The organism is Pseudomonas sp. GM102, assembly GCF_000282555.1.
Classification (GTDB): domain Bacteria; phylum Pseudomonadota; class Gammaproteobacteria; order Pseudomonadales; family Pseudomonadaceae; genus Aquipseudomonas.
Genome location: NZ_AKJB01000088.1, coordinates 54593 through 77520 on the forward strand (window position 1 = coordinate 54593; position 22928 = coordinate 77520).

Annotated in this window: 19 protein-coding genes and 1 tRNA gene; 6 read left to right on the forward strand and 14 right to left on the reverse strand. The window is 57.1% G+C overall.

What is annotated here, in order from left to right; genetic code table 11:
* Positions 1 to 37: 37 nt before the first annotated feature.
* Complete coding sequence (locus PMI18_RS07875; RefSeq protein WP_007904220.1) at positions 38 to 685, forward strand: hypothetical protein; 648 nt, start codon at positions 38 to 40, stop codon at positions 683 to 685.
* Between the two features lie 19 nt (positions 686 to 704).
* On the opposite strand, the gene PMI18_RS07870 is transcribed toward PMI18_RS07875, so the two are convergent.
* Positions 705 to 1496 carry a helix-turn-helix domain-containing protein gene (locus PMI18_RS07870; protein WP_007904221.1) on the reverse strand — a complete coding sequence of 264 codons (792 nt, stop codon included), beginning with the start codon at positions 1494 to 1496 and terminating at the stop codon, positions 705 to 707.
* Between the two features lie 139 nt (positions 1497 to 1635).
* Here PMI18_RS07870 and PMI18_RS07865 point away from each other — a divergent pair, with 139 nt between their 5' ends.
* Entirely contained in the window at positions 1636 to 2739 is a 1104-nt protein-coding gene (locus PMI18_RS07865) for a polyamine ABC transporter substrate-binding protein (protein ID WP_033036750.1), read from the forward strand.
* Between the two features lie 212 nt (positions 2740 to 2951).
* Positions 2952 to 3197 (forward strand): hypothetical protein, encoded by a 246-nt coding sequence (locus tag PMI18_RS07860; protein WP_007904228.1) that lies wholly within the window; start codon positions 2952 to 2954, stop codon positions 3195 to 3197.
* A 125-nt stretch (positions 3198 to 3322) separates the two neighbouring features.
* Here PMI18_RS07860 and PMI18_RS07855 read toward each other — a convergent pair.
* The 5 genes from PMI18_RS07855 to rpsU all read right to left on the reverse strand — a co-directional run bounded on the left by PMI18_RS07855 (position 3323) and on the right by rpsU (position 11870).
* Positions 3323 to 3399 (reverse strand) — tRNA-Ile (locus PMI18_RS07855).
* Between the two features lie 15 nt (positions 3400 to 3414).
* Positions 3415 to 7161 carry a bifunctional diguanylate cyclase/phosphodiesterase gene (locus tag PMI18_RS07850; RefSeq protein ID WP_007904229.1) on the reverse strand — a complete coding sequence of 1249 codons (3747 nt, stop codon included), beginning with the start codon at positions 7159 to 7161 and terminating at the stop codon, positions 3415 to 3417.
* Positions 7162 to 7284: 123 nt separating this feature from the next.
* Positions 7285 to 9132: an RNA polymerase sigma factor RpoD gene (gene rpoD, locus PMI18_RS07845; RefSeq protein WP_007904230.1), complete on the reverse strand. Its 1848-nt coding sequence runs from the start codon at positions 9130 to 9132 to the stop codon at positions 7285 to 7287.
* Between the two features lie 67 nt (positions 9133 to 9199).
* Positions 9200 to 11173 (reverse strand): DNA primase, encoded by a 1974-nt coding sequence (gene dnaG / locus PMI18_RS07840; protein WP_007904232.1) that lies wholly within the window; start codon positions 11171 to 11173, stop codon positions 9200 to 9202.
* Positions 11174 to 11654: 481 nt separating this feature from the next.
* Positions 11655 to 11870, reverse strand: a complete 216-nt coding sequence (rpsU, locus tag PMI18_RS30615; RefSeq protein ID WP_002551877.1) for a 30S ribosomal protein S21 — start codon at positions 11868 to 11870, stop codon at positions 11655 to 11657.
* A 199-nt stretch (positions 11871 to 12069) separates the two neighbouring features.
* Between rpsU and tsaD the strand changes: the two genes are divergently transcribed.
* Positions 12070 to 13095, forward strand: a complete 1026-nt coding sequence (gene tsaD / locus PMI18_RS07835) for a tRNA (adenosine(37)-N6)-threonylcarbamoyltransferase complex transferase subunit TsaD (protein WP_007904246.1) — start codon at positions 12070 to 12072, stop codon at positions 13093 to 13095.
* Positions 13096 to 13118: 23 nt separating this feature from the next.
* On the opposite strand, the gene plsY is transcribed toward tsaD, so the two are convergent.
* A complete protein-coding gene (gene plsY / locus PMI18_RS07830; RefSeq protein WP_007904248.1) occupies positions 13119 to 13688 on the reverse strand; it encodes a glycerol-3-phosphate 1-O-acyltransferase PlsY in 570 nt (189 codons plus the stop codon).
* A 74-nt stretch (positions 13689 to 13762) separates the two neighbouring features.
* On the opposite strand from plsY, the gene folB reads away from it, so the two are divergent.
* Together folB and folK are read left to right on the forward strand one after the other, a co-directional pair.
* On the forward strand, positions 13763 to 14119 hold the full coding sequence (gene folB, locus PMI18_RS07825; RefSeq protein ID WP_007904249.1) for a dihydroneopterin aldolase: 357 nt from the start codon (positions 13763 to 13765) through the stop codon (positions 14117 to 14119).
* Positions 14110 to 14628: a 2-amino-4-hydroxy-6-hydroxymethyldihydropteridine diphosphokinase gene (folK, locus tag PMI18_RS07820; RefSeq protein WP_007904250.1), complete on the forward strand. Its 519-nt coding sequence runs from the start codon at positions 14110 to 14112 to the stop codon at positions 14626 to 14628. The genes folB and folK overlap by 10 nt, the downstream gene beginning before the upstream one ends.
* A gap of 87 nt (positions 14629 to 14715) precedes the next feature.
* Here folK and PMI18_RS07815 read toward each other — a convergent pair whose 3' ends face one another.
* From PMI18_RS07815 to apaG, 7 genes are all read right to left on the reverse strand, one after another.
* Positions 14716 to 15945 (reverse strand): multifunctional CCA addition/repair protein, encoded by a 1230-nt coding sequence (locus PMI18_RS07815; protein ID WP_007904255.1) that lies wholly within the window; start codon positions 15943 to 15945, stop codon positions 14716 to 14718.
* A 65-nt stretch (positions 15946 to 16010) separates the two neighbouring features.
* On the reverse strand, positions 16011 to 17573 hold the full coding sequence (locus PMI18_RS07810; protein WP_007904256.1) for a SpoVR family protein: 1563 nt from the start codon (positions 17571 to 17573) through the stop codon (positions 16011 to 16013).
* Positions 17570 to 18841 carry a YeaH/YhbH family protein gene (locus tag PMI18_RS07805; RefSeq protein WP_007904257.1) on the reverse strand — a complete coding sequence of 424 codons (1272 nt, stop codon included), beginning with the start codon at positions 18839 to 18841 and terminating at the stop codon, positions 17570 to 17572. The genes PMI18_RS07810 and PMI18_RS07805 overlap by 4 nt, the downstream gene beginning before the upstream one ends.
* 201 nt (positions 18842 to 19042) lie before the next feature.
* Positions 19043 to 20965 carry a PrkA family serine protein kinase gene (locus PMI18_RS07800; RefSeq protein WP_007904259.1) on the reverse strand — a complete coding sequence of 641 codons (1923 nt, stop codon included), beginning with the start codon at positions 20963 to 20965 and terminating at the stop codon, positions 19043 to 19045.
* 297 nt (positions 20966 to 21262) lie between these two features.
* Complete coding sequence (glpE, locus tag PMI18_RS07795; RefSeq protein ID WP_007904261.1) at positions 21263 to 21592, reverse strand: thiosulfate sulfurtransferase GlpE; 330 nt, start codon at positions 21590 to 21592, stop codon at positions 21263 to 21265.
* A 33-nt stretch (positions 21593 to 21625) separates the two neighbouring features.
* Positions 21626 to 22507 carry a symmetrical bis(5'-nucleosyl)-tetraphosphatase gene (locus tag PMI18_RS07790; protein WP_007904263.1) on the reverse strand — a complete coding sequence of 294 codons (882 nt, stop codon included), beginning with the start codon at positions 22505 to 22507 and terminating at the stop codon, positions 21626 to 21628.
* A complete protein-coding gene (gene apaG, locus PMI18_RS07785; RefSeq protein WP_007904265.1) occupies positions 22507 to 22887 on the reverse strand; it encodes a Co2+/Mg2+ efflux protein ApaG in 381 nt (126 codons plus the stop codon). The genes PMI18_RS07790 and apaG overlap by 1 nt, the downstream gene beginning before the upstream one ends.
* Positions 22888 to 22928 lie beyond the last annotated feature (41 nt).

Below are 22928 nucleotides of genomic sequence, written 5' to 3' on the forward strand. Positions count from 1 at the left end.
AATACGCAACGGAGAGCTGTGACGGGAGATGATAGGAATGAACAAGAAAATGCCTCCCGTTATACGGGAACATGCACTGCAGATCGCGAATCACGAAATGGGACACTACGTGGTTGCCCGAGCTTTGGGCTTTGAAACGGGTGATGTGACCTTGAAAGTCACCATGGACTTGAGGCATCAGGCCGGGGCTTCCATTATCTTGACGCGGTCAATTTCCTCGATAGAAGAAATGAAGGAACATTTGGAAAGTCGGCTGATCGTCCTCTTTGCAGGAGCCATGAGTCAAACCTTACCTGTAAAGCATTCGGCCAGGAAACTTGTCGATAAATTGAAAGCGACAGCCATCCTGAATGGAGAGCTCGGGGCAGAACAGGACTACGCAAAAGTAAGGGAGTTACGGCATTTGCTGCGAAATATCTCCTACCCCGATACGGATGCAGCGTCGTCCGAGCGCATAACTGCCGAGCTTAAAGAGATTACTGATCGTGTGTGGTTGCGGACTCAGCAAATCGTAGAGGCGTTGGCCGATACGATTATCGGATTGGGCGCGGCGCTGGTAGACGGCATGGTCATCGTGGAGCAATGGGGGAGGCCGGCGGATACTTATGAGGTCGTGTTGACGGGGGAAATGCTTGAACGGTTACAGCCAGTGCAGGCCATTCCGTCGTTGAGTGTCTGGGCCTGAAAAGTGCCAAGCGCTGACTTCAATTTACAGGGCAGATATCCTGTTTTGGCATAAAAAATCGAGCAAACAATTCGGGTTGTGATTTGATGTTTAATTTGGCGTAAATATTTCGGCGGTGAACTTTTATCGTTTCTGCCGACAGGGAAAGTTTTCCTGCTATCTCTTTGTTAGAGAAGCCACTAAGTAATAACTTGAGGACGTCCTTTTCGCGTGTTGTTATTTGTGTGCCAAGCTGGAGAATTGTTTCTGGCCATAGAGCTGGTTCGGGGAGGTCTTTTTCTATGTCGGTTTCAAAACACATGCGTTGATGCATTAATGCAATTACCCATGGTTTGATAATGTCAAGTATTGTTATTTGCTCTTGGTTGAAGCGGACGTTACTGCCAAAGGAAATGCATAGCGTTCTATCGGCATCGAGCTGAACATTGTACTGCGCTTCATCTACAGAGATATACTGTGCGAAGTATTGATGATAATACTCGGTTTCAAGAAAGTGCTCCGGTGCAATATCCAGCATATGAAAAAAACCGCTCTGCGGGTTTTCTCGATTAGCTATATAAAATGGATCCAGCATATAAAGTCCCTTTACGTAGCGATGAATGAATGCATCTAACTCTTCTGTGTCTGCTACTTCAGGAAGACTAACAACTTTCACTTGCTGATTGCTAAATATTAATACGACCCAGTTATCAATTTGCACATATTCATTTAACGTACGAATAAGTGAGCTCCAGAATTCTGGACGGTTCAACTGCATGATCAGCTTTCCAATCGATCGGTGCCAAGCCAGGCTATGAAGGTCGAGTGGCATTTTCTACCCCTTTAGGGTTAGGGATTCGTAGGTCGCAGCTAAGTATTCGTAGGTATTTACTATTCGTCAATGCCGGGTATATTCACGATCAGGATTCACGATGGCCATGAGGGCATGTCGTCTTGACAAGGATAGTTGTATGAGCAAATCACCTTTGCGAACCATTTTTGCAGCCTCGCTTCTCTGTGCAGGGATAAGCACATCAGTGGGGGCTGTAGAGCCTGGGGTGTATCTGTATAACTGGTTCGGGTTTATCGCACCGGAGACCCCAAAGGAGTTTGAGCAGGAAACCGGCACCAGCATCCATATGGATGCGTTCGACAGTGCCGAAATCATGCAGAGTAAAGTGATGGCTGGGCGCACGGGGTACGACGTGGTTGTGGCTACCTCCAACGTGTTGCCAAGCCTGATCCAGGCGGGAGTACTTCAGCCGTTGGATCGTAATCAACTGAGTAATTTGTCACACATCGATCCTGATATCTTGGCCCAGGTTGCGGTCAATGACCCTGGTAATCGCTACGCTGTTCCCTATTTATGGGGCACCACCGGCATTGGCTATGACGTTGATAAAGTCAAAGCGGCATTGGGTGATAATGCTCCGGTGAATAGCTGGGACTTGATCTTCAAAGAAGAAAACATCAGCAAGCTCAAGTCTTGCGGTGTGGCAATGCTCGACTCTCCAAGTGAGATCATTTCAATTGCTTTGCATTACCTTGGGCTTCCTAGCAACAGTAGGAACCCCGATGATTACCAGAAAGCTCAAGCCCTGTTGTTAAAAATCCGCCCCTACGTCCTCTATTTCGACTCATCCAGAATCGACTCTGACTTGGCTGATGGCAATATTTGTGCAGTTGTAGGATGGGCCAATGGTGCCCTTGCTGCGCAGGCCATCAACGAGAAGGCTAATACTGGACGCAAGATTGCATACAGCCTTCCTCGCGAGGGGGCGCTGGTTTGGTCAGAAAATCTGGTTCTGTTAAAAGATGCTCCCCACCCAAAGGAAGGCATGGCATTTATTAATTATATGTTGCGACCAGAAGTTATTGCCAAGAGCTCAAATCACACGTTGTATCCGAACGCTAATAAAGATGCCGCGGAGTTTGTTGAGCAGAAGCTGCGCGACAATACTTGGATTTATCCAGACAAAAAGACCGTTGCTGCACTTGTTCCACTTGAACCGCTGCCATTGAAATTGGAGCGAATCCGCACTCGGGTTTGGACCAAAGTGAAGAGTGGTACGTGATCTTTGTTGTTTTATGAGGATCTTTATTTTATGTGAGAGTGCTGTGGGGTGCTACAGAGAAATTAAAAGCGAAATTATTGCGAAATGGGTGCGTCTCCTGCAATAGTCCGCGTTTATTTGGAGCACTGGTAATCACGTAGGGAGCAGGGGCAGCCCTTATCAGCCGACTTACTTAGGGGTTGTCACAAAAATTCTAGGGAAGGGGAAAAATCATGTACCAAGGTGATTGCCAATGCTACTTGGAGTCGGACGAATACAAAGCCTACAAGGAGATTGAGGAGCAGATCGGCCACTGCACGCCCGAACAAGCCTGGGCCATGTATTACGTCTCGATCGGGATGGTGCGTGAAAACATCGCCATGGCGGTGATGGAACACATCGCCAGAGGTAACAAGGCACTGCTGGTTGAGTTCCCCGAACTTGCACCGGCTGAAAAGGGAGTTCACCAATCGAGTTAAGGCGGATCACGCAAGCCTTTGCAGCGAAGGGGTCACCAGCCCTGGATCGCGCCGGTGTCCATAGGACTGTATCAGCGGTGGCCAACCCAGAAGCGCGAAAGCCGCGCAGTGCGCGGCTTTGAGTATGGTGGGCCCAGTAGGACTCGAACCTACGACCAAGGGATTATGAGTCCCCTGCTCTAACCAACTGAGCTATAGGCCCTCAGTAGGCCGCGGATTATAGCGATGGTTTCTCAGCTGTGCTATCCGAAAAATCCAATATGGCTGTATGAAGAAACGTCGCGGCGAATTCGTCGGGGGGAAGCGGCAGGCTGACGATGTAACCCTGGATCTGTTCGCAGCCCTCCGCAGCCAGGAATTGCTGCTGCGCCTGGGTTTCGACGCCCTCGGCGATGACGGTGAATTGCATGCTGCGGCCCAGGGCGATGATTGCGCGAACAATCGCCGCGTCGTGTGGGTCATCCGGCAGGCCGCGGACGAAGGATTGGTCGATTTTGAGGATGTCCAGCGGCAGGCGTTTGAGGTAGCTCAGGGACGAATAGCCGGTGCCGAAATCATCGATAGCCAGTTGCACACCCAGGCGTTTGAGTTGGTGCAGCACCGCCAGCGCTTCTTCGGCCTGGCTCATGATGAAGTTTTCAGTGATCTCCAGTTGCAGGAAGCCAGGGTTGAGGTGGTTGTCTTTGAGCAATTGTTCGATCCTGCCAAGCAGGTTCGGCTGGCGCAGTTGCGCACCCGCGAGGTTGACTGAGAGTGGGCCCAGGCACTCATAGACCTGATTCCACTCGTACATCTGTCGGCAGGCGGTCTCAAGTACCCAATCGCCGATTTGCAGGATCATGCCGTTCTCTTCGGCCAGGGGAATGAAGTGCTCGGGAGGTACATCGCCGAAGGTGGGGTGATGCCAGCGAATCAGCGCTTCGGCGCCGACTACTCGATGATCGTCCAGACTGATTTTGGGCTGGTAGTACAAAAACAGCTCATTGCGCTCGATAGCGCGCCGCAGTTCATGTTCCAGCGCCACGCGCTCGCTGGCTTGGGCGGTGAGGTCGCGAGTGTAGCTTTCAACCCGGTTACGGCCCTTGGCCTTGGAGCGATACATCGCAGCATCGGCGTTCTTGACCAGTGTAGCGACGTCGCAGCCGTCCTTGGGATACAGGCTGGTGCCGATGCTGGCGCTGATGAAAAACTCGTGCTCGCCGGCCTGGAAAGGGGCGCCGAAGCAATTGAGCAGCTTGGTGGCGATGTTGTCGGCGTCGCTGGACTGTTGCAGGCCGGGGAGCAGGATGATGAATTCGTCGCCCCCCAGCCGCGCAACGGTATCGATATCGCGCAACTGCTCCTTGAGGCGCACGGCAATGCCTTTGAGTAGCAGGTCACCGACCGGGTGGCCGAGGCTGTCGTTGATGTGTTTGAAGCGGTCCAGGTCGAGGAACAGCACCGCGCCCTGGCCACCGTTTTCCTGTTGGCTGTTCAGCGCGGTCAACAGCCGACTCTCGAACAGTGTGCGGTTTGGCAGGCCAGTCAGCGGGTCGTGGTGCGCCTGGTAGTCGAGTTTGGCCTGCGCGTGCTTGAGGCTGGAAATGTCCGCGAACACCGCAACAAAGTGGGTGATGAATTTATCCCGGTTGCGCACTGCGCTGATAGTCAGCCAGCTCGGGTAGAGCTCGCCGTTCTTGCGCCGGTTGGAAATCTCGCCTTGCCAATGACCGTCGGCAGTCAACTGATGCCACATCGCCGCATAAAATGCGCTGTCATGCAGGCCCGAGGCGAGCAGGCGAGGAGTATGGCCCAGAGCTTCGCTCTCGCTGTAGCCGGTAATTTCGGTGAACGCACGATTGACCGCGCTGATGTGCTGTTGGGTGTCGGTGATCAATACGCCCTCGGCAGTGCTCTCGAACACCGTGGCGGCCTGCTGCAATTTCTCCTGCATCAGATGCCGCTCGGTAATGTCCCGGGCGATGGTCAGCATGCAGTCCTCATCGCCGATGGGCAGCGGCCGGCTTGAAACCTCACAGAGCCGGATCTGCCCGTCTTTGCGGCGGATGTGGCAACTGAAGTCACGGACGAAACCATCCCGGTGCAGCAACTCGAGCATCTGTTTGCGCTCGTTCAGATTGACCCAGATCCCCAAGTCCAGGGCTGATCGATCCACGGACATCGCGCTGTTGAACCCGGTAATACGGCTGAAGCCTTCGTTGACTTCCAACAGCAAGCCGTCGCTCTGCCGGGACAAGAGCAAGCCGTCGGGAGACGCATGAAAGGCCTTGGCGAATTTCTCTTCGGAGGTTTGCAGCTGTTGCTGGGTTTCCTTGAGCTGACTGATGTCCCGCACGACGACCACCAGGGCCGGGGTCGTATCGAGATCGAAAGGTTCGGCGGAAATCAGGCCGGTAAACACCTGGCCATTGCTGCGGCGAAAGGGCATCTCCAGGTTGCGGATGCTGCCGGCCTGCAATCGCTGCAACAAACCCGGCCCCACGCCGGGTACGCCCCAGATGTTCAGGTCAGTGGCGGTCTGGCCTATGACGTCTTCAGCCTTGAGGCCAATCTGCTCTTCGAACGCTTCATTGACTTCCAGCAGACAACCGTCGGAAAGCCGCGCGATCACCAGAATATCCGGGCATTGCTGGAACACCGAAGCGAACTTTTGTTCCGACAGGCGCAGCGCCTCTTCAGTGCGCTTGGCTTCGCTGATGTCGATCATCAGCCCGCGCAGTACTGGTTCATGGGCGTGCTCGATCAAGCTGACGATATCGCGGACCCACAGGCAGCGGCCGTCGGCGGTGATGACCCGGTAATCGACGCTGTGATCGCGCCCGGCTGCCACTTCACGGTCGCAGAAGGTTTGGGCCCGGGTCAGATCCGCCGGGTGGATGATGTTGCGCCAGAAGCCCGGAATCAGCCAGTGGGGCAATGGGTAACCAAGGAGCTCCTCAGCATGAGGTGACACGTAGCTGTAGGTGTAATCGCTGATCCGGGCTTCCCAGGCGATGGCCGAAAGACTCTCCACCAGCCCGCGATAATGGTATTCGCTGCTGCGCAGCTCCTGTTCCAGAGCGACCCGACGGGCAATTTCCGAACTGAGTCGGCGGTTGATCCGGATAACCACCGCCAGCACGATCATCAGAAACAGCAATCCAGGCAGGCCGTAAATCAGCACGTCGAGCCAGATGGTTCGATGGTCCAGGACGTTACCGACCCAATGTTCCTGGATGGCACTGATTTCACTTGGGGTCATGTCTGCCAGGACTTTGTCCAGGATGCTGACCAACAGCTTGTTGTTCGGGGGCACGGCCATCGCCAATTGGTAGCGATAGGGCGTTTCACCGCTGACGTAAAGCCCGTCGAGCTTGAGCTGGCGCAGGCTCCAGACACTGGAGGCAAGATCGCCTACTACGGCGTCCACGGCGTCGGTGGCGAGCGCTTGCAGCGCCGAGCTGACGTTGGGCATCGCCACCAGATTCAGGTCGGGATGGCGGGTGCGCAATAGTTCATGGGGGGCGTAGTTTTCCACCACGGCGATCTTCAGCCCGTACAGGTCTTCGAGTTTGCGCGGTTGGGGCCCTCCGACGTGAGCCAGAATGACAATCGGAAAGTCGAGATAGGGGCGGGTGAACGACAGATACGTCTGGCGCTCGGGGGTCGACATAATGCCGGGCAAGATGTCCAGCTTGCCTTGTTTGGCCTGCTTCAGGACCTCGGTCCAGCTGACCGGCTCGATGGGCGTGAGTTTAATGGCCAGCCGTTGACGGATGACGTTGATGTAGTCCGCTGCCAGGCCCTGATAACGCCCATGTTCGTCGCGAAATTCAAACGGCGGCCAAGACGCGTCCACGCCCAGGCGCAATTCCGGATGAGCCGTCAGCCAGTTACGTTCTTCGTCGGTAAGAGTCAACGCACCAGCCGTTGCGGTCCAGGTCATCAGCGACAGCAAAAAAAGCACGGTCGGCCATCTGGGCATAACGGTCTCGTTATGGCTGCGGGGGAATGTTTCGAGTGTAGACGGGCTATTCGGCGGGGGGGATGTACGGGGCATTTAATCTGTATAAAGCAAAACCCCCGGCCTGGGCCGGGGGTTCTGTGATCACTCGTCGAGGAAGGAGCGCAAATGCTCGCTTCTCGTCGGGTGGCGCAGCTTGCGCAGCGCCTTGGCTTCGATCTGACGAATCCGTTCACGGGTCACGTCGAACTGCTTACCAACCTCCTCGAGGGTGTGGTCGGTATTCATGTCGATACCGAAGCGCATGCGCAGAACCTTGGCTTCACGGGCAGTGAGGCCGGACAGGACTTCGCGAGTCGCTTCTTTAAGGCTCTCAACAGTGGCGACATCGATTGGCGACTGCATGGTCGAGTCTTCGATGAAGTCACCCAGATGAGAATCTTCGTCATCACCGATCGGGGTTTCCATGGAGATCGGCTCTTTAGCGATCTTCAATACCTTGCGGATCTTGTCCTCAGGCATTTCCATGCGTTCGCCCAGCTCTTCCGGGGTCGGTTCGCGACCCATTTCCTGCAGCATCTGCCGGGAAATACGGTTGAGCTTGTTGATCGTCTCGATCATGTGCACCGGAATACGGATGGTGCGGGCCTGGTCGGCGATCGAGCGAGTGATCGCCTGACGGATCCACCAGGTGGCATAAGTCGAGAATTTGTAGCCGCGGCGGTATTCGAACTTGTCTACCGCTTTCATCAGACCGATGTTGCCTTCCTGGATCAGATCGAGGAACTGCAGGCCACGGTTGGTGTACTTCTTGGCGATGGAGATCACCAGACGCAAGTTCGCTTCGACCATCTCTTTCTTCGCGCGGCGGGCCTTGGCCTCACCGATCGACATGCGACGGTTGATATCCTTGATCTCGGCGATCGTCAAACCGGTTTCGGTTTCCAGCGCGGTCAGCTTCTGCTGGCAACGAATGATGTCCGGTTGCAGGCGACCAATGGCTTCAGCGTATTTGCTTTTGCCTTTGGCCAGTGCATCGGTCCAGCTTTCGTCGACTTCATTGCCCGGGAACTGGCGCAGGAAGTCGGCACGCGGCATACGGGCATCACGAACGCACAGTTGCATGATCGCGCGCTCTTGCTGACGCAGACGATCCAGGGCACTGCGAACACGCTCGACCAAGCCTTCGAATTGCTTCGGCACCAGTTTGATCGGCATGAACAGCTCAGCCAGGGCGATCAGCTCGGCGATTGCCAGCTTGTTGCCACGACCGTGCTTTTTCAGGGCCTTGCGGGTGATTTCCATCTGATCGGCGACAGCGCCAAAGCGCTGTGCGGCGATGACCGGATCCGGACCGCTTTCGGCTTCTTCTTCGTCATCGCTCGCTTCGGCGTCATCGTCGTCGGTGTCGTCATCCGCTTTCACGGCTTTCGGGTCGACAGGCGGTGGCACTTCGGCAGCAGGCGGCGCAATGCCGTCGTCCGGGTCGATATAACCGCTCAGGACGTCGGACAGGCGGCCACCTTCGGTGGTGACGCGAGTGTACTCGGAGAGAATATGGTCAACCGTGCCAGGGAAGTGCGCGATTGCGCCCATCACTTCGCGGATGCCCTCTTCAATACGTTTGGCGATTTCGATTTCGCCTTCACGTGTGAGGAGCTCTACCGTACCCATTTCACGCATGTACATGCGCACTGGGTCGGTGGTGCGACCAATGTCGGTCTCGACCGCTGCCAACGCTGCTGCTGCCTCTTCGGCCGCGGCTTCGTCGGTATCGGCGTCGGCCAGCATAAGGGAATCCTTATCTGGCGCAACCTCGAATACGTTGATCCCCATGTCATTAATCATGCGGATGATGTCTTCCACCTGTTCCGGATCTGAAATATCCTCCGGCAGGTGGTCGTTGACCTCCGCGTAAGTCAGGTAGCCCTGCTCACGACCCAGTGTGATCAACTCTTTGATACGAGACTGCTGTTGCGCTTTTCCGGACATAACACCCTATCCACTGAAGGTCTTGGCGGGCAAAAAACAAGCCGAGGATTATACCTGAGCTATGACCTCACGCGCCAGTTGAGGTCGGGCTTGATACGGAAACATTGCGACTTAAAAGGTCGCGCAGTTGATTTTTCTCTTCGGCGCTCAATTCACTTTGACGTGCTTTTCGAAGAAGTTGTTCCAGGTTCCGCTCGCGTTGACGGGCTGACAAGCTAGTAATGGTGTCGAAAAACTGTTGTTCAAGGTTATCTCCATCAATCAGCCATTCCTTTTCTGCCAGCGCTTTGAGCAGTCGGCCTTGTTCGGTGCCGTGCCAGCGCGCAATCAGTTGAAATGAGTTTAGCTTGGGATTCTTCTGTACGGCTTCGAGCAGGGCGACCAACAGTTGCGTGTTGGTATGGTCCTCGGCAGCGAAGTGCCCGGCATCCTCGACTTTCTCAGCCAGTTGCGGGTGATGCAGCAACGTGCGCAAGGCGGCCAGGGTCGGCGGCTCTACAGCGGCCGGAATCCGTGGCGCGCGGGGTTGATCGTGATCACCACCGCGTTTGCCGTTTTTGTCCCACGGTTTTTTGTCCCATTTTTTGCCGCCGGCGCCGGGTTTCTTCGGCGTCCATTCCTGCTGTGGCACATACATCTCTTGTGCCTGCGGCTGATGGTAGTCGCTGTAATCCGGCATGGCGTCGTAATCGATGCCCGGATCGTAAGCGGGTGGCGCTTCCTGAGGCTGAGGCGTGCTTTGCACGAGTTGGCTCACGGCTTCACCGCTAAGCCCGGTAATTTCGCTCAGGCGCTGGCGCATCAAGATGCGCAGGTTGGCCCCCGGGACTTTGTCGATCAGTGGTGCGGCGAGGGTGGCCATGTGGGCCTTGCCTTCGAGAGAGCGCGGGTCCGATTCCTCGGTCAACTGTTGAAAAAAGTAATCGGCCAATGGCTGGGCGTGCTGATTGATTCGCGCGCGGAAGGCGTCAGTGCCCTCGGAGCGGACCAGGGTATCCGGATCCTCGCCCTCAGGCAGGAACAGAAAGCGCGCCCGGCGCCCGTCCTGCAGGCATGGCAGGGTTGCCTCCAGCGCCCGCCAGGCGGCATTTCGGCCTGCCTGGTCGCCGTCAAAGCAGAACAATACGTTGGGCACGACGCGAAACAGGCGCTTCAAGTGCTCTTCGCTGGTGGCGGTACCCAACGTTGCGACGGCATTGCGCAGGCCTTGCTGGGCGAGGGCGATGACGTCCATGTAGCCTTCGACTACGATGATTTCGTCGAGGTTGCGGTTGTTCTTGCGTGCTTCATAGAGGCCGTAGAGTTCCTGCCCTTTATGGAAGACCGGGGTTTCCGGTGAGTTCAGGTATTTCGGCTTGTCGTCGCCCAGCACTCGGCCACCGAAGGCGATAATGCGCCCGCGACTGTCGCGGATCGGAAACATCACGCGATCGCGGAAGCGGTCATAGCGCTTGCCGGTTTCGGCGTTCTCGATCAGCAGGCCGGCATCGATCATTGCTTTTTGCTGCAGGGTATCGCTGCTCAAGTGCTTGTACAGATTGTCCCAGCCGGGTGGGGCAAATCCGAGCCCGAAGTCGCGGGCGATTTCTCCCGTTAGTCCTCGACCCTTCAAGTAATCCACGGCGGCTTTGCGCGACGGATGGCTTTTCAGGGCTTGACGATAAAAATCAGCGGCGGCAGTGAGCAGCGGATACAGCGGCGAATCGGTGGGCTGCCGCGGTTTGTGCGGTCGGCCACTTTCTTCGCGGGGAATTTCCATGCCGGCGGCTTTGGCCAGTTCTTCGACAGCCTGGACGAAATCCAGGTTGTCATGGTCCATCATGAAGCCGAGGGCGTTACCGCCAGCGCCGCAGCCGAAGCAGTAATAGAACTGTTTGTCGGGGCTGACGCTGAAGGAGGGGGTTTTTTCCTTGTGAAACGGGCAGCAGGCAGTGTAGTTCTTGCCGGCTTTTTTCATTTGCAGGCGCGAGCTGACCACGTCGACGATGTCGGTGCGGTTCAGAAGGTCGTCAATGAAGCTCTGGGGAATTAGCCCGGCCATGGCGTTCTCGTCATCTGCGCTGAAATGGACCCAAAACGAAGGGCGGCCGAACGCAGGTCGTTGTTTGGGGCGCGCAGGGTGTGCGGCTCGACCTGTGTCGTCTGCGTATCGCTGTCGGGAAGTGTATCTGCCGAAAATCCACTGACGTTAGTACCAATCAGTATTCGACTATTTGAAAGTGTTTCGCTGAATCCGGCGACGGCCAGTCATTGGCCTCGGATAGCTCATAAGCGGGCACGCAAGAAGGTGCCTTGGGCTGATCGTCGTGAGAGGAATCAGTGGGTGTGCTCGTCAGTAGCCTTGGAAGGCTCGTCAGAAAAGACGTGCACCGCTGGCAAAAGAGCCAGGTCTGACGCTGTGAAGCAGATTTGTCTCGGTCGCGTCTGCGGCTTTGACGGTGAAGCATCAAGCGTTTTCCGCAAATGCCATTAGCCCGGCTGAGGGCCGGGCTTGGCAGAAGCTTGCTACGATCGTCTGCGTATTAGTACAGACGAACGGCGCGGCGCTGTTCGCGCTGAACTTTCTTGGCGTGACGCTTAACAGCGGCTGCTGCTTTACGCTTACGCTCAGAAGTTGGCTTCTCGTAAAATTCGCGGCTACGAACTTCAGCCAGTACACCGGCTTTTTCGCAGGAGCGCTTGAAACGACGCAGAGCTACGTCGAAGGGTTCGTTCTCTTTTACTTTGACGGCTGGCATCCAGAGCTACCTTCATTCATTACCGGGGTCAACATCCTCGCGGCAAAAGAGCACTTGAAGACGTCGGTTTTTAAGGGTTGCGGATGTTAACCCCTCATCGCTCGGAATGCAAAGCCTCTGATCGAAAACCGCTGGTCGGGGCATCACGCGACGACTATTATGCGCGCCTTCGAATTCAGCCTCTACAAGGCGCAAACCCATGCTAGTACTGGGATTAGAAACCTCTTGCGACGAAACCGGTGTCGCACTTTACGACAGTGAGCGCGGGTTGTTGGCCGACGCGCTGTTCAGTCAGATCGATCTGCATCGGGCCTATGGCGGCGTGGTGCCGGAGCTGGCGTCGCGTGATCACGTCAAACGCATGCTGCCCTTGATTCGTCAGGTTCTGGCCGAGGCCGGCTGTGTGCCGACCGAGATCGACGCCATCGCTTATACCGCCGGTCCTGGCCTGGTCGGAGCCTTGCTGGTGGGGGCTTCCTGCGCCCAGGCGCTGGCCTTTGCCTGGGGTATTCCGGCCTTGGGCGTGCACCACATGGAAGGTCACTTGCTGGCGCCGATGCTGGAGCCGCAACCACCGCAGTTCCCGTTCGTCGCTTTGTTGGTGTCGGGTGGTCATACGCAGCTGGTTCAGGTCGATGGGATCGGCCAATACACGCTCTTGGGCGAGACCCTCGACGATGCTGCCGGCGAAGCGTTCGACAAGACCGCGAAGATGATGGGCCTGAATTATCCGGGCGGCCCGGAGATCGCGCGTCTGGCGGAGCAGGGCGTTGCAGGACGTTTCACTTTTCCGCGTCCTATGTGTGATCGTCCAGGCTTGGCTTTCAGCTTCAGCGGCCTGAAAACCTTCGCCCTGAACACCTGGCAGCAGAGCGTCAGCGCCGGGGACGACAGCGAGCAAGCCCGTTGCGACATCTCGCTGGCGTTCCAGCAGGCCGTGGTGGAGACTTTGACCATCAAGTGCAAGCGTGCCCTGAAACAGGCGGGTCTCAAGCGTCTGGTGATCGCAGGGGGCGTCAGCGCCAACAAAGCACTGCGGGTTTCACTGGAAAAAATGCTCGGCGACATGAAGGGCGATGTGTTTTATGCCCGTCCGGAGTTCTGCACCGATAATGGCGCGATGATTGCGTTTGCCGGTTGCCAGCGCTTGCAGGCCGGCCAGCATGAAAGCCTGGCGATCAGCGTGCAGGCGCGCTGGCCGATGGAGCAATTGTCGGCGCTGTGATGAGCGGCGCTCACGTGCGGTATTTAAAAATGCCGTTCGCGCCCGGCAAACAGGTCGCGTAGATTGCCGCGATGACGCCAGACGATCAGGCCTGTGAGCGCGCTCATGGGTAGCAGTGCCGCCGGTTCTTGCCAGGCAAGCAGCGGCAGGGTCAGTGGTGTGGCAATCAGGGCGGCGAGTGAGCTGGTGCGGGTCAGGTAGAACGTCAGCAGCCAGGCGCAGACCGCCAGCAGCGCGGCGGGCGGGTAGAGCCCCAGCAGCATGCCGGCCGCGGTGGCGACACCCTTGCCACCGCGAAAGCGGAAGTACAGCGGAAACAGGTGACCGATAACGGCGCAGACGCCGATCCAGGCCTGTTCTTGTAGTGAAAGGCCTATTGCACCCGCGATCAATACGGGCAGCAGGCCTTTGTTCAGGTCGCCGAGCAAGGTCAGGATGGCGAGTTTCTTGCCGGCCAGGCGCAACATGTTGGTGGCACCGGCATTGCCCGAGCCACTCATTCGCGGATCGGGGTTACCGGTCAGGCGGCTGAGCAAAATGGCGAAGGACAGAGAGCCGAGCAGGTAGGCGAGGATCGCCAGTAACCAAAACATGCTAACTATTCCGGGCGAGGACGCCCTGATTCTAACGGCGCATTGCGCCCTTGTCGTGCAGTGGAGAGAAGTGCTTGGACAGAGTGTTTATCGAGGGCCTGGAAGTCGACACCGTGATCGGTGCCTACGACTGGGAACGAGGCATCCGACAGTGTCTTCGACTTGATCTGAGCTTCGCCTGGGACAATCGTCCGGCTGCCGCCGGTGATGACTTGACCCTGGCGCTCGACTACGCGAGCGTTTCGTCGCGCATTCAGGCGTTCGCCGAGCAGGCGCAGTTTCAGCTGGTCGAGACCTTTGCCGAGCGTCTGGCGCAAGTGCTGATGAGCGAATTCAAGATCACCTGGATGCGCCTCAAACTGACCAAGCCAGGTGCCATCCCGGCTGCCACGGGTGGTGTGGGCGTGGAGATCGAGCGCGGATGTCGCTGACTCAGGTATATCTCGGGCTCGGTAGCAACATCGAGCGCGAAGCCCATTTGCAAGCAGGCCTGGACGCCCTGGCGAGTTTCCTGGTGGATATGCGCTGCTCGGCGGTGTTCGAAAGCCAGCCGGTGGGGATCAAGAGCGGCCGGTTTTTCAACTTTGTGGTCTCGGCCTTCACCGATCTGCCGCTGATGGAGCTGGATCGACGGTTGAAATTCATCGAAGCGGATAACGGCCGTTATGCGCCGGACCGCAAGGGCTTGCCGCTGGATATCGACGTGCTGCTGTTCGGCGACCTGGTGGGCAATTTCGATGGCTTGATCTTGCCGCGGGCAGAGATTCTGAAAAATGCCTTCGTGCTGTGGCCGTTGTCGCTGATTGCGCCGGATAGAGTGCATCCGGGCGTAGGCAAGAGCTTTGCAACCCTGTGGGATGAGGCGCAGATCGATCAGGTGTTGGCGCCGGTGGCTTTTGAGTGGCGCGGCGAGCAGTTGACTCCTTTGAATTTGTTGTGAGGCGCAAGACGCCTTCGCGGGCAAGCCTCGCTCCTACAGGTGACGTCGCTTATTACCTGTAGGAGCGAGGCTTGCCCGCGAAGCTTTTCAGGCTGACGCCGCCTCTTTGTAAGCCTTCAACGCCTTGAGCCGCTCGCGCTTGATCGCCTCGCCCAATTCCGGTCCCTTGAATCCCTTTTCCAGCAATGGCTGAACGGCAACACTTCGCGCTGCAGTTGCCGCGCCCCGTAAATAATCCGCCTGTGGATAACTTCTCTGCTCCAGGCCTTTACGTCCTCGAGCGTCCATCTCGCACGCCGCGATAAATTCCTCAAAGCGCTGAGGTCGACGATAGACGTCGAAACTCTGCAGCAACTCCAGCAAGGTCGACGGTTTCAACTCCAGCGCACGATGGCCATGGGTGTGATACTTGCCCACCAGCAGCGCCAGTTCCTGACAGTCTTTCGGTGCCCTGAAGCGCTCATTGACCGCTTTGATCAGCTTCAGGCCTTTGTGCTCGTGGGCTATGTGGCGGGGCCATTCTTCCTCGGGCGTCAAACCTTTGCCCAAGTCATGCAGCAAGCAGGCCCAGCGTACGGTCAGCGGTTGTTTGTGCAGCGCCGCTTGCTCCAGCACGCTCAGAGTATGCACGCCCGTGTCGATTTCCGGGTGATGGGCAGCAGGTTGCGGTACACCGAACAGCGCGTCGACTTCCGGCATCAGTACCTTGAGAGCACCGCATTCGCGCAGCACCTCGATGAATACTTGGGGTTGGTCTTCCATCAGTGCGCGAGCGATTTCTTTCCAACTGCGTTCGGGTGTCAACGCCTCCAATTCACCGGATTCGCTGAGTTGACGCATCAGCTCCAATGTCTCGGCAGCAACAGTGAAACCCAGTTCCGCATAACGAGCGGCAAAGCGGGCAACGCGCAGAACACGGAGAGGATCTTCGGCGAACGCGGGGGAAACGTGACGAAGCAGGCGCGCCTCTAGATCCCGCTGGCCATGGTAGGGATCGGTCAGGTTCTGTTGATCGTCCTCGGCCATGGCGTTGATCGTCAGGTCGCGACGAATCAGATCTTCTTCGAGGGTGACGTCGGGGCTGGCGTGAAAGATGAAGCCGCCATAGCCGCGTCCATTTTTGCGTTCGGTACGGGCAAGGGCGTATTCCTCACCGCTTTTGGGGTGAAGAAACACCGGGAAGTCCGCGCCCACAGGACGAAAGCCCTTGGCGAGCATTTCTTCGGTGGTGGCGCCCACAACGACCCAGTCGATATCGGTGACAGGCTTGCCCAGCAAGCGATCGCGTACTGCACCGCCGACTTTATAAATCTGCATAAAAAACCTCCGTTAGCCCGACAGAATAACCTTTGCGTCGAACTTCCGGAGGCAGAAAAACAGGATCAAAGATGAATGACTGCCAGGTCTAGTCGGCCGTAATCCCCCTCGCCGTGCTCGCTTCTGGGTGGAACATGGTGGGTTTTCATCACTTGATCCCCTTGCAGGGTTTCCAGGTGAATGTCGAAGCCCCAGAGGCGGTGCAGGTGTTTGAGCACTTCGTCGGTGGAGTCGCCCAGCGGTTTGCGATCGTGTTGCTGGTGACGCAAGGTCAGGGAGCGGTCACCACGCCGATCAATGCTGTAGATCTGTATGTTGGGTTCGCGATTGCCCAGATTGTATTGCGCCGCCAGGGTTTCACGAATGGTTCGATAGCCGTCTTCGTCGTGTATCGCTGGAACCAGCAGGTCGTCCTTCTGATCGTCATCGAGGATGCTGAACAGCTTGAGGTCGCGGATCACCTTGGGTGACAGGTACTGCAGGATGAAACTCTCGTCCTTGAAGCTGCTCATGGCGAATTTGATGCTGGACAGCCAGTCGGTGCCGGCGATTTCCGGAAACCAGCGATAGTCCTCTTCGGTGGGGTGTTCGCATATCCGGCGGATATCGCGATACATGGCAAAACCCAGGGTGTAGGGGTTGATTCCGCTGTAATAGGGGCTGTCGAAACCGGGCTGGAAGACCACGCTGGTATGGGAGGTCAGAAACTCCATCATGAAGCCATCGGTGACGAGGCCTTCGTCGTACAGGTCGTTCATCAGCGTGTAATGCCAGAAGGTGGCCCAGCCTTCGTTCATCACCTGGGTCTGGCGCTGTGGATAAAAATACTGAGCGATCTTGCGCACGATCCGCACGATTTCGCGTTGCCAGGGTTCCAGCAACGGGGCGTGTTTTTCGATGAAGTACAGGATGTTTTCCTGAGGTTCGGCGGGGAAGCGTGCGTTGTCCTTGTCGCTGTACTTGTCCGCGCCTTTTGGAATGGTTCGCCACAAATCGTTGATCTGCTTCTGCAGATGCTCTTCCCGATCCTTCTGCCGACGACGTTCTTCTTCGGCGGAAATCGGATAAGGGCGTTTGTACCGGTCGACCCCGTAATTCATCAGCGCATGGCAGGAATCGAGCAAGTCTTCTACCGCGTCGATGCCGTGGCGCTCTTCGCACTGCATGATGTACTGCTTGGCGAACACCAGGTAATCGATGATCGAGCTGGCGTCGGTCCAGGTGCGGAACAGGTAGTTGCCTTTGAAAAAGCTGTTATGGCCATAGCAGGCATGAGCCACCACCAGAGCCTGCATGCAGATGGTGTTTTCTTCCATCAGATAGGCTATGCAGGGGTCTGAGTTGATCACAATCTCGTAGGCCAGGCCCATCTGGCCGCGGCTGTAGGATTTTTCGGTGCTGAGGAAGTGTTTGCCATAGGACCAATGGTGATAACCCAACGGCATACCGACAGAGGCGTAGGCGTCCATCATCTGCTCGGCGGTGATCACTTCGATCTGGTTGGGGTAGGTATCCAGCGCGTAGCGGGCCGCGAGACGACTGATTTCGCGGTCGTAGGCCTGGATCAGCTCGAATGTCCATTCGGAGCCGGTGGAAATGGGTTGGCGCTTCTGCTCTTTGGCGGTCATGTCACTAACCTGCGCTGGAAGAGTTCACGAAAGACCGGATAGATATCCCCGGCCGAGACCAGTTGCTGCTGGGCAAAAGTGTCAGAGAAGGCTTCGGCGATGCGTTCGTACTCGAACCACAAGGCCTGGTGTTCGCGCGGGGTAATCTCAACATAAGTGTAGTACTGCACGAACGGCATGATCTGATTGATCAGGATGTCGCGGCAGATCGGCGAATCGTCGTTCCAGTTGTCGCCGTCGGACGCCTGGGCAGCATAGATGTTCCATTCATTGCTTGGATAACGCTCGGCCATGATCTCCTGCATCAGTTTCAGGGCGCTGGAAACGATGGTGCCGCCGGTTTCCCGGGAGTAGAAAAATTCCTCCTCATCCACTTCACGGGCACTGGTGTGGTGGCGGATGAACACGACGTCGATTTTGTCGTAGTTGCGCTTGAGAAACAGGTACAACAGGATGAAGAAGCGTTTGGCGATGTCCTTGGTCGCCTGGGTCATGGAGCCGGACACGTCCATCAGGCAGAACATCACTGCTTTGGAGCTGGGGTTCGGCTGCTTGATCAGCAGGTTGTACTTGAGGTCGAAGGTGTCGAGAAATGGCACTCGGTGGATGCGCGCGCTGAGCTTCTCGATTTCTGCTTCGAGCTCCTGGATATCGCCGAAGTTGTCCGGTTCTTCGCGTTTAAGCCGTAGCAGTTCCTCTTTGACTTCGCGCAATTTCGCCCGGCTGCTGCCGGACAAGGCAATGCGCCGTGCATGTGCCGAACGCAGCGTGCGGATAATGTTGATCCGCGACGGGTTGCCTTCGTTGCTGATGCCTGCGCGTACGGTCTTGAAGGTGTCGGTGCCGGTCAGGTGGCGTTTGACCAGATTGGGTAATTCAAGGTCCTCGAACATGAATTCGAGGAATTCTTCCTGGGTAATCTGGAAGACGAACTCGTCCATCCCTTCACCCGTGTTACCGGCCTTGCCGGGGCCTCTGCCGCCGCCACCTCCGGGCGGACGGGCAATGTGCTCGCCGCTGGTGAATTCCTTGTTGCCGGGGTGCACGATGGTTTGCTTGCCGCCACGACCGTGGTGAAGCACCGGCTCGTCGATGTCGCGGCCGGGAATGCTGATTTGCTCGCCGTGTTCCATATCGGTTATGGAACGCCGGCTGACCGCCTCTTCGACTGCCTTTTTGATGTGATCACGATAGCGCCGCAGAAACCGCTGGCGGTTTACCGTGCTCTTGTTCTTGCCATTGAGACGTCGGTCGATCACATAGCTCATGACTGCTCCTTAGAAGCTGTCCTGAAAGGGGCGAGCGTTAACGCAGCATAAGGCCAGTGCCGGAGGGTGTACACGCTCCCCCAAGCGCTTTGATGCTGCCTGAACCTCGCTACCGCATTTCGGACACCTCCAGAGGCCTGTGTAACAGAAAAAGCGTAAACAGGCCTCGGGCTAACGACAACCGGTCTGACCGGCAGCGGGTTACTGTGATTTTCTGACCCGCAAGTACCACTCGGACAGCAGTCGTACCTGTTTGTCGGTGTAGCCCCGCTCGACCATCCGTGTGACGAAGTCGTTGTGCTTCTGCTGGTCCTCTTTGCTGGCCTTGGCGTTGAAGCTGATGACCGGCAGCAGATCCTCGGTGTTGGAGAACATTTTCTTCTCGATGACCACCCGCAGTTTTTCGTAGCTGAGCCAGGTTGGGTTCTTGCCGTTGTTGTTGGCTCGGGCGCGCAGCACGAAGTTGACGATTTCGTTGCGGAAATCCTTCGGATTGCTGATGCCGGCCGGTTTTTCGATTTTCTCCAGTTCCTCGTTCAGGGCTACGCGGTTGAGGATCTCGCCGGTTTCCGGATCGCGGTATTCCTGATCCTGAATCCAGAAGTCGGCGTACAGCACGTAGCGATCGAAGATGTTCTGACCGTACTCGCTGTAAGACTCAAGGTAGGCAGTCTGGATCTCCTTGCCGATGAATTCGATATAACGCGGCGCCAGGTACTCTTTCAGGAAGCGCAGATAGCGTTCGCGGGTCTCGGCCTGGAACTGTTCCTGTTCGATCTGCTGTTCCAGTACATAGAGCAGATGTACCGGGTTGGCGGCGATTTCGTGCGGATCGAAGTTGAAGACCTTCGAAAGAATCTTGAAGGCGAAGCGGGTCGACAGACCGTTCATGCCTTCGTCGACACCGGCTGCGTCGCGGTATTCCTGGATCGACTTGGCCTTCGGATCGGTGTCCTTGAGGTTTTCGCCGTCATACACGCGCATCTTGGAGTAGATATTGGAGTTTTCCGGTTCCTTGAGGCGCGAGAGCACGGTGAACTGAGCGAGCATTTTCAGCGTGTCGGGTGCGCAATGGGCTTTGGCCAGCGAGCTGTTGAACAGAAGCTTGTCGTAGATCTTCACCTCGTCGCTGACGCGCAGGCAGTACGGCACTTTGACGATATAGATCCGGTCGATGAATGCTTCGTTGTTCTTGTTGTTACGGAAGGTGTGCCATTCCGATTCGTTGGAGTGGGCCAGCAGGATCCCGGTAAACGGAATCGCCCCCAGGCCTTCGGTACTGTTGTAGTTGCCTTCCTGGGTAGCGGTCAGCAATGGGTGCAGCACCTTGATCGGTGCCTTGAACATTTCGACGAATTCCATCAGGCCCTGGTTCGCCCGGCACAGTGCGCCCGAGTAGCTGTAGGCATCGGCGTCGTTCTGCGGGAACTCTTCCAGTTTGCGGATATCGACCTTGCCCACCAGTGCCGAGATGTCCTGGTTGTTTTCATCTCCCGGCTCGGTTTTCGCGACTGCGATCTGGTTGAGAATCGACGGATAGAGTTTCACCACACGGAACTGGCTGATGTCGCCGCCGAATTCGGCCAGGCGCTTGGTGGCCCATGGCGACATGATGGTATTGAGATAGCGCCGGGGAATACCGAAGTCTTCTTCGAGGATCGCGCCATCTTCGGTGGCGTTGAACAGACCCAGGGGCGACTCGAAAACCGGCGAGCCCTTGATTGCGTAGAAGGGCACTTTCTCGATCAGTTGTTTGAGCTTTTCGGCCAGGGACGACTTACCGCCACCGACAGGGCCCAGCAGGTAGAGGATCTGTTTCTTTTCTTCCAGACCCTGAGCGGCATGGCGGAAATACGACACGATCTGGTCGATGCATTCTTCCATCCCGTGGAAGTCTTCAAAGGCCGGATAGCGGCGGATCACCTTGTTGGAAAAGATTCGCGACAGCCTCGAGTTGGTCGAGGTGTCGAGCAGCTCCGGTTCTCCGATGGCCAGCAAGAGACGCTCGGCGGCGGAAACGTAGGCGCTGCGGTCCTTTTTGCACAGCTCCAGGTACTCCTGCAGAGAGAGTTCTTCCTGGCGCGTGGACTCGAAGCGTTGTTGGAAGTGGCTAAAGATACTCATGACGTCACCTCGCTCGATACGTGGAGCCGACGCCGGATCACTCAGTCGATGCTGGCAGCAACCGAACAGGCAGTTGCTGTTTACCCCCCAGAACTCTCCCGGAGCTGACGACTCCGAAAGCTACTCCCGATGACCCGCGCGCCGGTGTACCGGCTCTCCCCTGTTTTGGATGGCCTGCGCTTAAGGATAGTTGGGAATTCGGAAGGTAAATGCAAGATGCGTAATAAGTTGTGGCAGACCGTTCGTCTGTCACCGCGCTAGCCCGCGGGGACCGGGGCTTGCGCGCATTGAAAAAAATTATTCGGAAGTGCCTTGCGCCGTTTCCGAAGGATAGGTCGTACGCCACAGTTCGAAACCGCCATCCATGCTGTAGACGTCGGAGAAGCCTTGGCTGACTAGATAGGCAGCCGCGCCCTGGCTGGAATTGCCGTGATAGCAGACCACTACCGTCGGCGCGTCCAGGTCAGCGCCCTGAATGAAAGCATGCAGAGAATGGTTGTCCAGATGCTTGGAGCCGGCGATGTGCAGCGCGGCAAACGTTGCCGGATCGCGGACATCGACCACCACCGCGCCTTGTTCGCGCAGGGCCTGGGCCTGCTCTGGGGGGATACGTTTGAATTCGCTCATGGCGGGCTCCTGTGGCTCGGCTGAAAGCGCAGTCTAGCGCGGGGCGCTGGCTGACGTTTGTTCGGGAATAGGGGCGGCGACAGCCGGCCGAGTGTGGCCATGGGCGTCGCATTTACATTGCAGGCGCTCGCCGGTGTCGACGTTCATCAGGGTCATGGCGCCACCCCAGACGCAACCGGTGTCGAGCGCAAACAGACCCGGCTCGTTGCACTGGCCTTCGAGCGCCGCCCAATGGCCGAAGATGATCTTCAGGCCTTTGGTCTTGCGCTCCTTGTGGGTGAACCACGGCGCATAGCCCGGCGGTGCGGTGTCGACGCCTTCTTTGCCCTTGAGATCAAGCTTGCCGTCGCTGGTGCAAAAGCGCATCCGGGTGAAATAGTTGGTGATGACTCGCAAGCGCGCGGCGCCTTTGAGGTCGCTGTCCCATTTCACCGGCTCATTGCCGTACATGCCGTCTAAGTAAGGCGCGAAGCGGTTGTCGTCGTGCAGGGCTTCTTCGACTTCGGCGGCGCACTTCAAGGCTTTGCGCAGCGACCATTGCGGCGGAATGCCGGCATGGACCAGGGCGATATCGCGCTGTTCGTCGTAATGCATGAGCTTTTGTTGCCGAACCCACTCCAGCAGCTCCGCGCAATCGGGGGCTTCCAGAATTTCGCGCAGCGTATCCGCCTTCTTCAGGCGTTCGATGTTTTGCCCGACGGCCAGCAAGTGCAGGTCATGGTTGCCGAGCACGCACACCAGCGACTCGCGGAGGCTATAGAGGAAGCGCAAGGTTTCCAGTGACTGTGGGCCTCGGTTGACCAGATCTCCCACCAGCCATAACCGGTCCCGGGCCGGGTCGAAAGCGACTTGCTTGAGCAGGCATTGCAGCGGCTCAAGGCAACCTTGCAAGTCGCCGACGGCATACGTCGCCATCAGTGCAGGGCTCCGGGTACCGCCAGACGAAACGGAGCGATGACAGCATCGAAGTGTTTACCGTCGTCGGCGACCATCTCATAAGTGCCCTGCATCGTGCCGACTTTGGACGTCATGACGGTGCCGCTGCTGTAAGTGTGGCTCTTGCCCACGTCGATCAACGGCTGCTGGCCGACGACGCCTGCACCGCGAACCTCCTCGACATGCCCGTCACCGTCGGTGATCACCCAATGCCGTGAAAGCAGTTTGGCGGGCACCAGGCCATTGTTCTGCACGGTGATGGTGTAGGCGAAGGCAAAGCGATTTTGCTCGGGTTGCGATTGTTCTGCCAGATAGCGGGTGACGACGCTGACGTCGACCTGATAACGAGGATCGGACATGCAAAAGGCCTTAGAAACGAAGCGGGACGCGGGGCATAGCT

Bases quoted from the DNA above. Each gene is read 5' to 3' on its own strand.
- dnaG (WP_007904232.1), bottom strand. From the start codon at position 11,173: ATGGCCGGGCTAATTCCCCAGAGCTTCATTGACGACCTTCTGAACCGC.
- apaG (WP_007904265.1), bottom strand. From the start codon at position 22,887: ATGTCCGATCCTCGTTATCAGGTCGACGTCAGCGTCGTCACCCGCTAT.
- PMI18_RS07860 (WP_007904228.1), top strand. From the start codon at position 2,952: ATGTACCAAGGTGATTGCCAATGCTACTTGGAGTCGGACGAATACAAA.
- plsY (WP_007904248.1), bottom strand. From the start codon at position 13,688: ATGTTTTGGTTACTGGCGATCCTCGCCTACCTGCTCGGCTCTCTGTCC.
- tsaD (WP_007904246.1), top strand. From the start codon at position 12,070: ATGCTAGTACTGGGATTAGAAACCTCTTGCGACGAAACCGGTGTCGCA.
- PMI18_RS07805 (WP_007904257.1), bottom strand. From the start codon at position 18,841: ATGAGCTATGTGATCGACCGACGTCTCAATGGCAAGAACAAGAGCACG.
- PMI18_RS07790 (WP_007904263.1), bottom strand. From the start codon at position 22,507: ATGGCGACGTATGCCGTCGGCGACTTGCAAGGTTGCCTTGAGCCGCTG.
- PMI18_RS07870 (WP_007904221.1), bottom strand. From the start codon at position 1,496: ATGCCACTCGACCTTCATAGCCTGGCTTGGCACCGATCGATTGGAAAG.
- glpE (WP_007904261.1), bottom strand. From the start codon at position 21,592: ATGAGCGAATTCAAACGTATCCCCCCAGAGCAGGCCCAGGCCCTGCGC.
- rpoD (WP_007904230.1), bottom strand. From the start codon at position 9,132: ATGTCCGGAAAAGCGCAACAGCAGTCTCGTATCAAAGAGTTGATCACA.
- folK (WP_007904250.1), top strand. From the start codon at position 14,110: ATGTCGCTGACTCAGGTATATCTCGGGCTCGGTAGCAACATCGAGCGC.
- PMI18_RS07810 (WP_007904256.1), bottom strand. From the start codon at position 17,573: ATGACCGCCAAAGAGCAGAAGCGCCAACCCATTTCCACCGGCTCCGAA.
- PMI18_RS07865 (WP_033036750.1), top strand. From the start codon at position 1,636: ATGAGCAAATCACCTTTGCGAACCATTTTTGCAGCCTCGCTTCTCTGT.
- PMI18_RS07850 (WP_007904229.1), bottom strand. From the start codon at position 7,161: ATGCCCAGATGGCCGACCGTGCTTTTTTTGCTGTCGCTGATGACCTGG.
- PMI18_RS07800 (WP_007904259.1), bottom strand. From the start codon at position 20,965: ATGAGTATCTTTAGCCACTTCCAACAACGCTTCGAGTCCACGCGCCAG.
- PMI18_RS07815 (WP_007904255.1), bottom strand. From the start codon at position 15,945: ATGCAGATTTATAAAGTCGGCGGTGCAGTACGCGATCGCTTGCTGGGC.
- PMI18_RS07875 (WP_007904220.1), top strand. From the start codon at position 38: ATGAACAAGAAAATGCCTCCCGTTATACGGGAACATGCACTGCAGATC.
- rpsU (WP_002551877.1), bottom strand. From the start codon at position 11,870: ATGCCAGCCGTCAAAGTAAAAGAGAACGAACCCTTCGACGTAGCTCTG.